The sequence below is a fragment of the Ruegeria sp. ANG-R genome (assembly GCF_000813985.1).
Classification (GTDB): Bacteria; Pseudomonadota; Alphaproteobacteria; order Rhodobacterales; family Rhodobacteraceae; genus Ruegeria.
The window spans coordinates 199014-213746 of sequence record NZ_JWLJ01000002.1 but is presented as its reverse complement, the minus strand read 5'-3'; the positions used below and the strand labels follow the sequence as shown (position 1 = coordinate 213746).

Here is a 14733-nt window from a genome sequence, read left to right as displayed (position 1 = left end):
ACCGAAGCCGAGGAAACCCCTAGCCACGGTTCCGGCGCAGCACCGCCAGTGCAATACCGCCAAGCACAAAGCCAGCGCCAAGTAGCAGCCTGGAACTTGGCACCTCGGCTAGCAGAATGACCCCGGCAGTAATTGCGATGACCGGAACGCTGAGTTGCACGACCGCGGCTACCGCCGGTGAAAGCTGTGGCACGACACGGTACCATAGCGCATAGCCGAGACCGGACGTGACGCCTCCGGAAAGTGCGGCCAGCCCATAGCCAAGCGGAGACATTTGCCAATTGCTTCCCAGCAGGAATAAGGCAATTCCTGTAACGGGCAACGCCACAATGAAATTTGCGGCCGTTCCCGACAATGCATCTGGTTCGGACCGGCCCGCGATGGAATAGAGGGCCCACCCGATCCCCGCAACCGTCATCAGGCTGGCTCCTAAAGGCTCCACCTGAACCGTCCCTGCCGGCCAAAGGACAATAGCCAGCCCCCCCAGTGCAATACCGGCGCCCGAAATCTGCCGCAGAGTGGGTGCGGAGCCAGCCAACGCGCCAATCGAGAACATCGTGATCTGCACAACCCCAAACAGGATCAGCGCGCCGAGCCCCGCATCAAGCGTCAGATACGCTACCGAAAATCCGATCATATAAAGCGACAATGATCCGGCCCCGACAACACGTCGACGATTAACAACCGGGATATGACCGCCCCGAAGCGCCACCAATGCTGCCAACACCAGGGCACCGGACAAAACCCGAATGACGGCAAATCCTGCCGGATCACTGGCACCACTGTCGATAGCAAGACGATTCAGGATCGAATTCGCCGCGAAAGCGCACATGATCAGGGTGGTCAGCAGAAACAGTCGCATATCAACCGCATAGCGGTTTCAAAAGGATTTGCACACTCACATTCCCGATTGCCGAACCAATCCCGACCCTCCTCGGATCAGAACGTCCCATCGCCAAGGGGACGAGTGCACAATGGACATTCCAAACAAAACGGGACCGCCCGAAGGCGACCCCGCTATTAAGCACTAAGGCTTAAGCAGCTTACATCATGCCGCCCATGCCGCCCATGTCGGGCATACCGCCTGCAGGCGCCGCGCCTTCTTTGGCCGGACGATCTGCAACCATCGCTTCGGTGGTGACCAGCAGGCCAGCAACCGATGCCGCATCTTCCAGAGCGGTACGAACAACTTTGGCCGGGTCGATCACGCCGAACGAGAACATGTCGCCATATTCTTCCGTCTGAGCGTTGAAGCCGAATGCGGCGTCGGACGATTCACGGACCTTGCCCGCAACAACCGCACCGTCAACACCTGCGTTCTCGGCGATCTGGCGCAGCGGCGCTTCGATTGCCTTACGAACGATGTTGATGCCTGCGTTCTGGTCGGCGTTTGCACCTTCCAGAGTTTCCAGTGCTTTACCGGCCTGAACCAGCGCAACACCACCGCCAACAACAACACCTTCCTGAACGGCAGCGCGGGTTGCGTTCAGAGCATCGTCCACACGGTCCTTACGCTCTTTCACTTCAACTTCGGTCATGCCGCCGACGCGGATAACGGCAACACCGCCAGCCAGTTTGGCAACGCGCTCTTGCAGCTTCTCACGGTCGTAGTCCGACGAGGTTTCTTCGATCTGAGTGCGGATCTGAGCAACACGTGCTTCGATCTCGGCTTTCTCGCCAGCACCGTCGACGATGGTGGTTTCGTCTTTGGTGATTTCGATTTTCTTGGCGGTGCCCAGCATGTCCATGGTGACGGACTCGAGCTTCATGCCCAGATCTTCGCTGATGACCTGACCGCCGGTCAGGATTGCGATGTCCTGCAGCATGGCTTTGCGGCGGTCGCCGAAGCCCGGTGCTTTGACAGCAGCAATTTTCAGGCCGCCGCGCAGTTTGTTAACAACCAGAGTTGCCAGCGCTTCGCCTTCAACGTCTTCCGCGATGATCAGCAGAGGCTTCTGCGACTGGATCACCTGCTCGAGCAGCGGAACCATCGGCTGCAGCGAGGACAGTTTCTTTTCGTGCAGCAGGATCATGCAGTCGTCGAGCTCTGCGATCATCTTGTCTGCGTTGGTGACGAAGTAAGGCGACAGGTAGCCACGGTCGAACTGCATACCTTCGACAACATCGGTCTCGGTTTCCAGACCTTTGTTTTCTTCGACGGTGATAACGCCTTCGTTGCCAACCTTCTGCATCGCGTCAGCGATTTGCTGGCCGATTTCGGCTTCGCCGTTGGCCGAAATGGTGCCAACCTGAGCAACTTCTGCGCTGTCTTTGACTTCACGCGAAGCGTCTTTGATGCCTTCAACAACCTTGGCAGTTGCCAGGTCGATGCCGCGCTTCAGGTCCATCGGGTTCAGGCCAGCAGCAACCTGCTTCAGACCTTCGCGAACGATTGCCTGCGCCAGAACGGTTGCAGTGGTGGTGCCGTCGCCAGCTTCGTCATTGGTGCGGCTGGCGACTTCTTTCACCATCTGCGCGCCCATGTTTTCGAACTTGTCTTCCAGTTCGATTTCCTTGGCAACCGAGACACCGTCTTTGGTGATGCGCGGTGCCCCGAAGGATTTGTCCAGAACCACGTTGCGGCCTTTGGGGCCCAGGGTCACTTTAACCGCGTCGGCCAGAACATTGACGCCTGCCAGCATACGGTTACGGGCATCGGTGTCGAACTTGACGTCCTTTGCAGCCATGTTGTTTCTCCTTGAGAAATAAGTTGGAAATGAAGATCAGAGGAAGCGGTTCGCTTACTCGATGATCCCCATGATGTCGCTTTCTTTCATCATCAGCAGCTCTTCGCCGTTGACCTGAACCTCGGTGCCCGACCATTTGCCGAACAGAATCTTGTCGCCAGCTTTTACAGCCATCGCGATCAGTTCGCCGCTGTCCTTGCGCGCGCCTTCGCCGGTTGCGACGACTTCGCCTTCGCTGGGCTTTTCTTTTGCGCTGTCGGGAATGATCAGTCCGCCTGCGGTTTTCTCTTCGCTTTCTACGCGACGAACCAGCACACGGTCGTGAAGCGGTTTCAATGCCATCTTTGCAGCTCCTTGGGCTCAAAGTTTGTTATCCTCCCCTCGCCGATTGACGAGGCGTTAGCACTCGGGTCTCATGAGTGATAACGAGGCATAGCTAGGGAGTTGCAGGAAGCGAGTCAACAATATGTGAGAGATTTTTTTGCCCCGGCACAACGGACGGGTCGGAACGCAGCTCCTAGTCCGGCTGCTCCCAACTATATGCCCAGTGTTTCAGACCTTCCTGCCCCGCCTCGGACAGCGCATAGATGCCCTTTTCCACCTTCTCGAACCAGCCGTAGTGATTGTCATACATCAATCGGGTCGCCGCCGTGACACCTGTGGCCTTCGCAACATCGGCCCCCTTGCCCGCTCCGTATTCTGCCAGGTGGGCCGCGCATTTAAGCGCATCCTGCCTGTAGGCGGTTACGATACCATGGCGGGTGGCGCCCCCCGCGTTCGGGTCGCCCTGCAGCCGCTCGAACTCGCGCAACAATCGTCTGGCCCTGATCTTATCCTTGCGTGGCGCATATGGACCGGGATCGCACTGAACCTCGACCGTTCCATCAGAGCGCACGGTGATCAGACCCAGCCCCAAACGACGGCATAGCGCCAGGTTGTCTTTCAAAGCCCGACGCGCGGTCCTGCCCTTTGGCTTGCAGACCCCGATATAGACCTGATCGGTTACTTTCAGACGCGTTATGGCCTGGTGAAACAGCGCAAGGCTGAAGCGCAGCTTGAGTTCGACGATCACCGGCTCCTGCCCATCCCGCAGAGCGACAATGTCGGCAGCGCCGACCTCACCTTTCACGGTATATCCCTGACGTTCCAACAAGGCTTTGATGGGTGGATAGAGGTCCTGCTCAAGCTTCATGGTGCCATGCTATGCAGTTTCGCGCCGAATGCCAGCGGGTACTTGGAGACAAACCACATTGCGCGCCGCCAGAAAGCCAAGGTATGTCATGGATATATTCGCCCATTCCGAAAGATTCATCATGCGCCTTCTCAGCATCTGTCTCTGCCTGTTGCTTCCGATCACAGCCCACGCAACCTGTGAGGGGCGTGATCTGAGGCTTGATCTGTCGGCCGAAACGCAGGCCGAACTGGACAGGACAATCAGCGACATTCCCTTTCCGGAAGGCAACCACTGGATTGCAACAAAAGACGGCACCGTGCTGCATCTGATCGGCACCCTGCACACCAATGACGCCCGCATGGGCCCGGTGGTCGACCGTTTAACGCCCGTCCTGAGTCAGGCCGATGCGTTCTACTTCGAAGTCACCAAGAACGAAATGGACGCGTTCGAGAAGGACCTGTCCAAAGACTTCAGCCCGGTCCTGATCACGTCGGGCCCCACACTGGTTGATCTGATGTCCGAAGACGACTGGGCTGCGCTATCGGCGACACTGGCCGAGCGTGGGATACCAAGCTGGATGGCCGCAAAGATGCGCCCCTGGTTCCTGAGCATGATGCTGGGCATTCCACCCTGCCTGATGGACACACCCGAATTCGACAGAGGTATGGACACACGCCTCACCGAACTCGCTGAAAAACATGACATTCCTCAGCATTCACTTGAACGGATTGACGACCTGATTGCCCTGTTTGACAGCCACCCACTGGAGGAACAGGTCGCCTCGCTGGCACGGCTGGCCGGGGCGCTGCAGGCCGGAAATGACCAGATGATCACCATGGCCAACGCCTATATCGAAGAACAGCACGCCGCGATCATGGAGCTTGCGAAGATGCAAGGGCTTGAAGTATCCGGCCTGACCCCCGAGGAGTTCGACGCCGAATGGCACAACTTCGAGGATCAGCTTCTGGTACAGCGCAATGCGAACTGGATGGAGAAGATTCTGGAACTGAAGGATCAAACCGCGGTTATCGCTGTAGGGGCCGGACACCTGAGCAATGACTACGGATTGCTGAATCAGTTACAGCAGGCGGGATACACATTGGAACGCGCTGAATTCTAGGAGTTCAGACCAAGGGTCGCAGCATCTTTCGTTCCGGGTGACAACCGGGTTTGACCGCCCTATAAGGCGCGCAAATCCATATTCCTCAGGACACGAGACATGACAACGCTTGTATTTGGCCACAAATCTCCCGACACCGATTCCACGGGTTCTGCGATCCTGTGGTCGTGGTATCTGAACGAAGTGAAAGGTGAACAGGCCCAGCCCGTGCTGCTGGGGGAACCCAACACCGAAGCCGCATTCATGCTGGAACGCTGGGACCTGCCCAAACCTCAGATCATCGAAGACGTGGCCGAGGGTGCACCGGTTGTCATCGTCGACACCAACAACCCCGCCGAGCTGCCCGCCAGCATCAACAGCGCCGACATCCGCGCCATCATTGACCACCATAAATTGGTCGGCGGCCTTGAGACCAAAGGCCCCATCGACATCACGGTGCGCCCGCTGGCCTGCACGGCGACTATCATGGTCGACCTGATGGGTGACGATGCCGCCAAGATGCCTGACGCAATCAAAGGTGCTGCCCTGACCTGTATTTTGTCGGACACTTTGGAATTCCGCTCGCCCACCACCACCGCGCATGACCGCGCCGTGGCCGAGAAACTGGCCACCGAACTGGGGCTGGACGTGTCGGCCTATGCCGCCGATATGTTTGCGGCGAAATCGGATGTATCGTCTTTCTCGGATGCCGAGCTGATCCGCATGGACAGCAAGGAATACGAGGTTGACGGTACCAAGTTCCGGGTCTCGGTTTTGGAGACCACCGCCCCCGGCGTCGTACTGGATCGCAAGGACAGCATCGTGAACTCGATGGCCGACGTTGCTAAGGAAGACGGCGTTGATCAGGTGTTGCTGTTCGTGGTCGATATTCTGAACGAAGAAGCGACGCTATTGGTTCCGAACGGTCTGGTCAAAGGCGTTGCCGAGAAAAGTTTTGGGGCATCCGTAGATGGCGACGCCGTGGTATTGCCGGGTATCATGAGCCGGAAAAAGCAGATCATTCCGAACCTCAAGGTCTGATTTCCGGCCACCGAGGGCGCCCAATTCGGGCGCCTTTCATTTTGCGAGGCTCTGCCTCGCGCTCCGGGATGTTTTTGGCCAGATGAACGGGGGAATGTGATTTCATCTGTCGGACCCGTGGCGGCACCCATGGCAAAATCTGTCCGGCTCTGCCATAGGCTTTTGCATCTTGCATTCCATGCTGTACAAGGCGCGCCATGACCCAGATCGTTTCTTCACTCGCCGAAATCTCTGACCGCTACAAAGCGTTGTTCGTTGATTTGTGGGGATGCGTCCACAACGGGATTACGGCATACCCTGAGGCCGTTGCAGCGCTGCAGGCGTATCGCCAAAACGGGGGCACCGTGGTTCTTGTGACCAATTCCCCGAAGCCGCGCGCGGGCGTTGCGACCCAGCTGTCACAGTTCAACGTACCCTCGGATGCGTATGACACGATCGCCACCAGCGGCGACTCGGCCCGTTCGGCGATGTATCGCGGCGCGGTTGGCGACAAGGTCTATTTCATGGGGGACTGGCAGCGCGACGCCGGATTCTTCGAACCTTTGAGACTTTTGGATCATCCGATCCACATTGAGCGCGTTGCGTTGGATGAGGCCGAGGGCATCGTTTGCTGCGGCCCGTTCGACCCGATGGCGGACCCAGATGTGAACCGGGCCGATTTTCTGTATGCCAAACAGAAAGGGCTGAAGCTGCTCTGTGCCAACCCGGATATCGTGGTGGACCGGGGGGAAACCCGCGAATGGTGCGCCGGAGCGCTGGCGCGACTGTATACCGAGATGGGTGGAGAAAGCCTGTATTTCGGCAAGCCACACCCGCCGATCTACGATCTGGCCCGGCGCAGGTTGCAGGAACTCGGAATTGATGCCTCGGATTCCGAGATACTCGCCATTGGCGACGGGCCACAAACGGACATCGCCGGGGGCATGGGCGAGGGCATTGACACCCTGTTCATTACAGGCGGTCTGGCAGCTGCTGAGACCAAAACGTCGCACCATCCGGATGAAGACGCTTTAAGGGCGCATAACGAAAAAGAACAGATCAACCCAACCTTCTCGATAGGGCGGTTGAGGTAGTAAAAAAGACTTGATTTTCTGCAGCTGCGAAGTAATAAAGTTGCCGACGAGCAGCGAATGATGGTTTTTTGTTGCTCTTATGATCTCGAATGAGGGCAGCATGTTGGATAACCTTCCGCGCGGAACGATTTGTATCGAAGACATCGAAATGGGCATGTCACGGCACCTTCGCAAAGTGGTAACCGATGAAGACATCGAGATGTTCGCCCAAGTGTCGACCGACCGAAATCCGGTTCATCTGGACGATGACTATGCACGCGATACGATATTCGAAGGCCGTATTGCGCATGGGATGCTTACCGCAGGTCTGATCTCTGCCGTGATCGGAGAACAGCTGCCCGGCCACGGGACTGTTTACATGGGTCAATCGCTCAAGTTCCTCGCTCCGGTGCGTCCGGGCGATATGGTCTATGCCGAGGTCAAGGTAATCGATATCGATTTCGCCAAACGCCGGGTCAAGCTGGACTGCCACTGCGCCGTCGAAGGTAAGAAGGTGCTGATAGGAGAAGCCATGGTGCTAGCGCCCAGCCGCAAGTTTGATTGACGTTTAGGAAGTCTGCCCTTCGTTAAAACGTGACCCTGCACTAATCGAACAAACGCTACGCATCAGTCACATTGTTGCCGGATTGCTTTTTTATAGCTGGTTGCGTTTATAGCGTAGAGGTCACTGGAGAATGAAAACATTCTTTTTGTTTTCAATTTCTTATGCTGCATTTGCGGCAGTATTAGCCTTGCTCGTTCGTGAGAATGCCGCCATCTTGCTCGATCTCGAACTGACAAAGCTCCTCGCACTGACATGGCAGTTCATAAATTATCTCAAGCTCCTCGGCATTGCTGTTCTGGTGTTCCTATATTTTTCCCGACACAGCGGTTTGCGGGCAAGGATTGTCAGAACCCTGTACGCTTTTTTTGGGTGCCTTCTTTTTTGTGCCGCGTTCTCGATTACCAAAACATCGATCCCATACCTGATGCCATTCTATGCGGACGAAATACTCGCCAATATAGACAACATTCTCCATTTTGGCGTCGACCCGTGGGAAATTGCGCACCGTGCATCCGCTTATGTGACACCAAGCCTTGTCGAAACAATATACTTTACGATCTGGATTCTGCCGGCATTCTTCTTGCCGGTCATAATCGCACTTACTGACGAAAGCGAAGCGCGTCGAAATCGCTTTATGATACTTTATTGCACATGCTGGATTCTGTTGGGCAATGTGCTGGCGCTCGTATTTAGCTCGGTCGGTCCGATCTACTACGACCTGCTGTTGGGCGGCGACCGGTTTGCAGGTCTCTCTGATGCATTAGGGACATCGGGGCTCACCGACAGCAAACTCGGTAAGCTCCAGACCTTTCTCTGGCACGACTACGTTAGTCAAGCTCAGACGTTTGGGTCGGGCATCTCGGCCTTTCCGTCCGTACATGTTGGCGTAGCTATGGTCGTCGCCTTGTACATGGCCGAGCGGAGTATGTATTTGCTAATACCGGGACTGGTTTTCTTAATCGCGGTTTTGTTTTGTTCTGTTTTTAACGGGTGGCACTACGCGATAGACGGCTATGTTTCGATAGGCGTCATAGCTGTAGCATGGATTCTACTAAGACACCGGATATCTGCCGTACCAAAATTCGCCCCCACCAGACAGCATGGGTTGAGCTGATGTCAGGTTGCTCTGACTGTTATAGTACAGATTTGCCAGAATCAGATGCTTGAACCTGCCCGACAGTCCCGCTAGGCAAGCCTCATGCAGATCATTCGGGACTTCCAGTTTATCGAGCCAGAAGACCGTGGCGCGAGTGTTGCCATCGGAAATTTTGATGGCGTTCACCTCGGGCACCAGTCCGTTATTGATCTGGCGCGCAACGCAGCGCCGGATGCGCCTTTGGGGGTGATGACATTCGAACCTCATCCGCGAGAGTATTTTGCGCCTGATGCACCGCCCTTTCGTCTGATGCGCGGGAATGCCCGTGCGCACCGGCTTGAGAAGCTTGGAGTGAAAAAGCTTTATGAATTGCCGTTCAACGCCGCGTTGGCCGGGTTGACACCCGAAGCGTTCGCCAGAAACGTGATAAGCGACGGGCTGGGGTTGTCGCATGTCGTTGTCGGCGCGGATTTCTGCTTTGGCAAGGGGCGCAGTGGAACGCCTCAGGATTTGCTTCGCTTTGGCGACGAGATGGGGTTCGGCGTTACAATCGCGCCCTTGATGGAGCGATCCGAGAATGTGGTTTCGTCAACCGCGATCCGTACAGCTCTTTCAGAAGGCCGCCCGCGCGATGCGGCAACGATGCTTGGGCATTGGCACCGGATTGAGGGCGAGGTCGTCGGAGGCGAACAGCGTGGGCGTGAACTGGGATTTCCTACGGCCAACATGTCGATAGAGGGGCTGCACCCTCCAAAATTCGGTGTTTACGCTGTTCTGGTCGATGTTCTGGATGGCCCGCATCAAGGCAGCTATCACGGTGCAGCGTCGGTGGGAACGCGGCCAATGTTCCACGGTGAGGTTCCCAACATCGAAACGTTTCTGTTCGATTTTTCGGGCGATCTTTACGGAACAACGCTGTCCGTTGGACTGGTCGACTATCTGCGCCCTGAACTGACCTTCGACAGCCTTGACGAGTTGATCACGCAGATGGATGCGGATTGTGCGCGTGCCCGAGAGATATTGGCCAACTCATGACCACCGACCCGATTGATCGTGCTGGTCTTGCGCCTCGATATTGGGAGCGAAAGCCACTTCGCAAGATGAACCAACGCGAGTGGGAAGCCCTGTGTGATGGGTGTGGAAAGTGTTGCCTCAACAAATTGGAGGACGAAGATACGGGCGAGGTCGCGCTGACCTGCGTCGCCTGTCGTCTTCTGGATGACGATACCTGCCGGTGCACGCAATATGATATCCGCCACCAATTCGTGCCCGAATGCATCGTCATGAGGCCCGACAATATCGACGATCATGCCTATTGGCTGCCACAGACCTGTGCCTATCGGCTGCTGTGGGAAGGCAAACCTCTTTACGACTGGCACCCGTTGCTGTCTGGTACGCCCGATAGCGTCCATGCCGCCGGAGTATCTGTGCAAGGGCGTACCGTGTCCGAGTTCGAAACACCCATGGAAGAATGGGAAGACTACATCATCGAGGAGCCGAACTGATGTATTTTGCCTCTGACAATTCCGGGCCCGTTCATCCGGAAGTTCTGGCTGCATTGGCCGAGGCCAATCAGGGCTACCAGATGGCGTACGGTGCCGACACGCTGATGAACGAAGTACGCGATCAGATCCGCGGTGTTTTCGAAGCTCCGGGCGCAGCTGTTTATCTGGTGGCTACGGGGACGGCGGCGAATTCGCTGGCGTTGGCGACGCTGAGCAAGCCATGGGAAACCGTGTTCTGCTCGCCTGTCGCTCATATCCATGAGGATGAGTGCAACGCGCCCGAATTCTACACTGGTGCCAAGCTGACACTGGTGCCGGGTAGCGACAAGATGACCCCCGAAGCGTTGACCAAGTCCATCGAGGGGGAAGAAACCCGCGGCGTGCATGGTCCTCAACGCGGGCCAGTCTCGATCACACAGGTTACCGAGCGCGGCTCGGTTTACTCGCTGGGCGAACTTCAAGCATTGTGTGGTGTTGCCAAGAAGTATGGGCTGCCGGTGCATATGGACGGCGCACGCTTTACCAATGCTCTGGTCGCTTTGAATTGCTCACCGGCAGAGATGACGTGGAAAGCCGGTGTCGATGCGGTCAGTTTTGGCGGCACCAAAAACGGACTGATGGGTGTCGAAGCCGTCATCTTCTTTGACGAAAGCAAAGCCTGGGAATTCGAGCTGCGGCGCAAGCGCGGGGCGCATCTGTTTTCCAAGCACCGTTACCTGTCGGCCCAGATGGCCGCCTATCTGCAGGACGATCTCTGGCTTAAATCGGCACGTAAGGCCAATGACAATTGCGCGCGTCTGGCGGATGGGCTGCGCACGGTCGGGGCAGAATTCTTGCATGAACCCCACGCAAATATGATTTTCGCAAGCTTTCCCCGCAGCCAGCACAAGCGCCTGCACGAGGCAGGCGCAGTGTATCATCTATGGGATGGCTCGCTGGACGGTGCGGATGAAGACGAGATGTTGGGCTGCCGCCTTGTCTGCGACTGGTCCATCGAATCCGATCAGATCGACCGGTTTCTGAGCCTCTTTTAGTCGTGCCCCCCTGCCCCGCTATTTCAACTCGGCCAGATGTCTGTCCAGGTCGTCCAGACGGTCCTGCCCCCAAAACCTCTGATCATCCGGCATAATGTAAAAAGGCGCCCCGAAAACTCCCCGGTCCACGGCTTCCTCGAGATTGGAGGCATAGGTTTCCGCCCCCACCAACAGACCGCTATCGGCGAGATTTGGATTAAACCCGGCCTGCTCCAGACAATCGCGGATAACGCCATCATCGGCGATATCCTTTTCCTCAGCCCAGCACGCTCGCAGGAACGAATGGCAGAGCTTTCCGACATCCCCCGATCCATCCTGAATCGCAGCGATCACAGCATAAGAGGACGGCGCCATGTTGGTCGGCCAGTGCGCAGGCTGCAGGTTCAACGGCATATCCAGGTTGCGCGCCTGACGCACAAGCTCTTGCGCGCGGTATTCGATGCGTGAGATATGCCGATCCTTTGGGGGAACTCCTCCGGTTCGGCCAAACAGAGCAATGATATCCAGCGGTTTATAGTTGATCGTCGCCCCATGCTTGGCTGCAATCTCTTCAAGTCGCATCCCAGCCAGATAGGAATAGGGTGAGAGTGTCGCAAAAAAGTAGTCAATCCGGGTCATGTTCACTTTCTCCGCTGCGTTATCTTTGCGGGACGGTAGACCCATGCTAAGCGGTGTCAACATCACGAATCTGTCACATTGCCACTGCTGCCCGGGGAAAATCAGCCGATGCCGACACTTCACGAACCCAAGCTTATCGCTGGGAACGCCAATCTTCCGCTTGCCGAAACCATTGCCCGCCGCATGAGCCTGCATCGTGGCGTTGATCAGGGTCTGGTCGATGCGCGGGTCGAACGGTTCAACGATGGCGAAATTTTCGTCGAGGTGTTCGAAAACGTGCGTGGCGAGGATATGTTTATCATCCAGCCCACCTCGAACCCCGCCAATGACAACCTGATGGAACTGCTGATCATCGCCGACGCCCTGCGCCGTTCATCCGCAGCACGCATCACCGCCGTCATTCCTTACTTTGGGTACGCCCGTCAGGATCGCCGGACCAAAGCGCGTACACCCATCAGTGCCAAACTGGTGGCCAACATGCTGACCGGAGCAGGTATCGAGCGTATTTTGACTATGGATCTGCACGCGGCCCAGATTCAGGGCTTTTTCGATATGCCCGTCGACAACCTTTACGCCTCGCCGATCTTTGCCCTGGACGTGAAGAAGCAATTCAAGGATCAGATGGACGATCTGATGGTGGTTTCGCCCGACGTCGGCGGCGTAGCCCGCGCGCGTGAATTGGCCAAACGCATCAATGCGCCCCTCTCGATCGTCGACAAGCGTCGTGAGAAAGCAGGCGAAGTGGCCGAGATGACCGTGATCGGGGATGTGAAGGATAAAATCTGTCTGATCGTTGACGATATCTGCGACACCGCCGGCACCCTGTGCAAAGCGGCGCAGGTGCTGATGGATAACGGCGCCAAGGAAGTGCATTCCTATATCACCCATGGCGTCATGAGTGGCCCCGCAGTCGAGCGCGTGACCAACTCGGTCATGAAATCACTGGTCCTTTCGGATACGATCCAGCCAACGGCCGAGATCGACAAAGCGTCGAATATCCGCATCGTACCCACGGCACCGATCTTTACCCAGGCGATCCTGAACATCTGGAACGGCACCAGCGTCTCATCCCTGTTTGAGGACAAGACGCTGACCCCGATCTACGAGTCGCTTTATCATATGGATTGATCAGAGAAGCTGCTGATTGCCATATCTGCCATTTGCAATCATGACGGCCTGCCTATTCGGCGACCGTCATGATTTCATCCAGCGGCTTTTTCATCTTTGCAACTTTCGGTACCTTCGCGTCTTCACTCGGATGACCGACAGCCACAATCATGATCGGTTTTTCGTGATCCGGACGGTCCAGGAGTTTGTTCAGGAACTTCATCGGATTGGGTGTATGGGTCAGCGAGACCAACCCAGCGTGATGCAACGCCGTCAGCAGGAAGCCCGTCGCAATACCCGTACTCTCAGGCACATAGTAATTCTTGAACCGCATCCCGTCATCGAAATGGCCCCATCTCTGAGCAAATATCACAATTAACCACGGCGCATCTTCCAGGTGCGGCTTCTGGTCATTTGTTCCAATCGGTTCCAGCGCTTTCAGCCATTCATCCCCTGCACCGCCGTCATAGAACTTGCGTTCCTCTTCTTCCGCTTCCTCCCGAATGCGGCGCTTCATCTCGGGATTTGAAATCGCGACGAAATGCCAGGGCTGATGGTTGGCCCCCGACGGCGCGGTTCCGGCTGCCCGAATGCACTCTTCAATCACGGCGCGTGACACGGGGCGGTCCGAGTAGTCGCGCACAGTATGACGACGCCTCATCTTATCATAGAACGCCAGCGCTTCGGACAGCATATCATCATCCGACAAATCCATCCGGTCCGGAAGGTCCAGGGCTTTGTATTCAATATGTTCTCTTGCAAACACCTGTAAGGTCCTCCGGTTGTTCTCGCTCGTCTCAAAGATGGCAAAATAGTTTATGGAACGACATGCGAAGGGGTGCAATCTTCTGACAAGAACAAGATTGCGTCAGGAGATATCCCAATCATCCTCATGCGAAACTTCTCCGATCGCAGTCCAGGCCACCCGAATTCTCGCGATGCGCGTATCGGACCAGGTGCGGAACACCGCATCAAATCCTTCTGGAGTTATATCTTCGGCCTGAACTTCCGCACGCAAAGCGGAAGATGTATCCACATCCCAAAGCGCCACGCCGATCTGCACGATTGGCACCGACCGAAACGGCTCAGTGAACCGAATAGCCGTGCGCCGCTCCCGTGCGCCTTCTCCGGTCCACATATCTCCACCATCCGCGAAATCCGAGAACAGAACGGATTCGCCCTGATCGATACCGATTGGGTGAGTTTGAAATTTCTTCATCGTGTCGTCTTTTCTTTCAATTCCGGCACCTTACACCGCACCTTTGACGAAATCACGACAAAAAACGGCCCCGCAGATACGGGACCGTTCGGAGTGTTCAGAATGTCATGAACCCTTACAGGCTCATATGCGTTCCAAGGGCTTCCATATCGGCCAGCAGCTTGGCGGCATCGTCAACGACCGACTGATCGTCACCCGCCTTTGCAGCCTCGTGAGAGGCGCGGGCATCGGCGATCAGGTCATCCAGATGCGACCGGGTCACCTCGGCAACCGGAATGGCCTTTTCGGCCAAAACCGACAGGCCATCGCCGTTGATCTGGGCAAATCCGCCGGTGACCAGGTATTCGCTGGCTCCTGCGGGTGCCTCGACCTTCAGGATGCCCGGGCGCAGGGTGGTGATGGTGGGGGCATGATCGGGCATTGCCGTCATGTCTCCGTCCGCGCCGGGGATCTGGACCGCGGTGGCCTCAAGCGAAGCAAGGCTCCGCTCGGGGCTGACGAGGTCGAATTGCATCGTGTTTGCCATCAGGGATACT

General features: G+C 56.6%; 17 protein-coding genes. 9 read left to right on the top strand and 8 right to left on the bottom strand.

From position 1 onward, the window contains the following. Positions 1-19 precede the first annotated feature (19 nt). From RA27_RS09640 to RA27_RS09625, 4 genes are all read right to left on the bottom strand, one after another. Positions 20-862 carry a DMT family transporter gene (locus RA27_RS09640; protein ID WP_039537740.1) on the bottom strand — a complete coding sequence of 281 codons (843 nt, stop codon included), beginning with the start codon at positions 860-862 and terminating at the stop codon, positions 20-22. Between the two features lie 181 nt (positions 863-1043). Then, positions 1044-2687, bottom strand: coding sequence for a chaperonin GroEL (groL, locus tag RA27_RS09635; RefSeq protein ID WP_039537736.1), 1644 nt, complete (start codon positions 2685-2687; stop codon positions 1044-1046). Positions 2688-2741: 54 nt separating this feature from the next. Then, complete coding sequence (gene groES / locus RA27_RS09630; protein WP_010441779.1) at positions 2742-3029, bottom strand: co-chaperone GroES; 288 nt, start codon at positions 3027-3029, stop codon at positions 2742-2744. A 175-nt stretch (positions 3030-3204) separates the two neighbouring features. After that, on the bottom strand, positions 3205-3879 hold the full coding sequence (locus RA27_RS09625; RefSeq protein WP_039537733.1) for a DUF2161 family putative PD-(D/E)XK-type phosphodiesterase: 675 nt from the start codon (positions 3877-3879) through the stop codon (positions 3205-3207). A 121-nt stretch (positions 3880-4000) separates the two neighbouring features. Here RA27_RS09625 and RA27_RS09620 point away from each other — a divergent pair, with 121 nt between their 5' ends. The 8 genes from RA27_RS09620 (at position 4001) to RA27_RS09580 (ending at position 11253) form a co-directional block, all read left to right on the top strand. Further along, a complete protein-coding gene (locus RA27_RS09620) occupies positions 4001-4981 on the top strand; it encodes a TraB/GumN family protein (protein ID WP_039538170.1) in 981 nt (326 codons plus the stop codon). 99 nt (positions 4982-5080) lie between these two features. After that, positions 5081-6001 (top strand): manganese-dependent inorganic pyrophosphatase, encoded by a 921-nt coding sequence (locus RA27_RS09615; protein ID WP_039537731.1) that lies wholly within the window; start codon positions 5081-5083, stop codon positions 5999-6001. A gap of 197 nt (positions 6002-6198) precedes the next feature. Further along, positions 6199-7074, top strand: coding sequence for a TIGR01459 family HAD-type hydrolase (locus RA27_RS09605; protein ID WP_039537724.1), 876 nt, complete (start codon positions 6199-6201; stop codon positions 7072-7074). Positions 7075-7174: 100 nt separating this feature from the next. Then, positions 7175-7618, top strand: a complete 444-nt coding sequence (locus RA27_RS09600) for a MaoC family dehydratase (protein WP_039538168.1) — start codon at positions 7175-7177, stop codon at positions 7616-7618. 130 nt (positions 7619-7748) lie between these two features. Beyond that, positions 7749-8732, top strand: a complete 984-nt coding sequence (locus RA27_RS09595) for a phosphatase PAP2 family protein (protein ID WP_082025089.1) — start codon at positions 7749-7751, stop codon at positions 8730-8732. An 84-nt stretch (positions 8733-8816) separates the two neighbouring features. Continuing rightward, on the top strand, positions 8817-9749 hold the full coding sequence (locus tag RA27_RS09590; protein WP_039537718.1) for a bifunctional riboflavin kinase/FAD synthetase: 933 nt from the start codon (positions 8817-8819) through the stop codon (positions 9747-9749). Next, positions 9746-10219 (top strand): YcgN family cysteine cluster protein, encoded by a 474-nt coding sequence (locus RA27_RS09585; protein ID WP_039537715.1) that lies wholly within the window; start codon positions 9746-9748, stop codon positions 10217-10219. Before RA27_RS09590 ends, RA27_RS09585 begins: the two co-directional genes overlap by 4 nt. Next, positions 10219-11253 (top strand): beta-eliminating lyase-related protein, encoded by a 1035-nt coding sequence (locus RA27_RS09580; RefSeq protein ID WP_039537712.1) that lies wholly within the window; start codon positions 10219-10221, stop codon positions 11251-11253. The genes RA27_RS09585 and RA27_RS09580 overlap by 1 nt, the downstream gene beginning before the upstream one ends. Before the next feature lie 18 nt (positions 11254-11271). On the opposite strand, the gene RA27_RS09575 is transcribed toward RA27_RS09580, so the two are convergent. Continuing rightward, positions 11272-11871, bottom strand: a complete 600-nt coding sequence (locus RA27_RS09575) for a 2-hydroxychromene-2-carboxylate isomerase (protein ID WP_039537710.1) — start codon at positions 11869-11871, stop codon at positions 11272-11274. A gap of 108 nt (positions 11872-11979) precedes the next feature. On the opposite strand from RA27_RS09575, the gene RA27_RS09570 reads away from it, so the two are divergent. Further along, on the top strand, positions 11980-12999 hold the full coding sequence (locus RA27_RS09570; RefSeq protein ID WP_039537707.1) for a ribose-phosphate pyrophosphokinase: 1020 nt from the start codon (positions 11980-11982) through the stop codon (positions 12997-12999). A gap of 52 nt (positions 13000-13051) precedes the next feature. On the opposite strand, the gene RA27_RS09565 is transcribed toward RA27_RS09570, so the two are convergent. From RA27_RS09565 to RA27_RS09555, 3 genes are all read right to left on the bottom strand, one after another. Beyond that, positions 13052-13744, bottom strand: a complete 693-nt coding sequence (locus RA27_RS09565) for a nitroreductase family protein (RefSeq protein WP_039537705.1) — start codon at positions 13742-13744, stop codon at positions 13052-13054. 102 nt (positions 13745-13846) lie between these two features. Next, positions 13847-14197: an H-type lectin domain-containing protein gene (locus tag RA27_RS09560; RefSeq protein WP_039537702.1), complete on the bottom strand. Its 351-nt coding sequence runs from the start codon at positions 14195-14197 to the stop codon at positions 13847-13849. A 115-nt stretch (positions 14198-14312) separates the two neighbouring features. Beyond that, positions 14313-14723: a F0F1 ATP synthase subunit epsilon gene (locus RA27_RS09555; protein ID WP_039537701.1), complete on the bottom strand. Its 411-nt coding sequence runs from the start codon at positions 14721-14723 to the stop codon at positions 14313-14315. Positions 14724-14733: the final 10 nt, after the last annotated feature.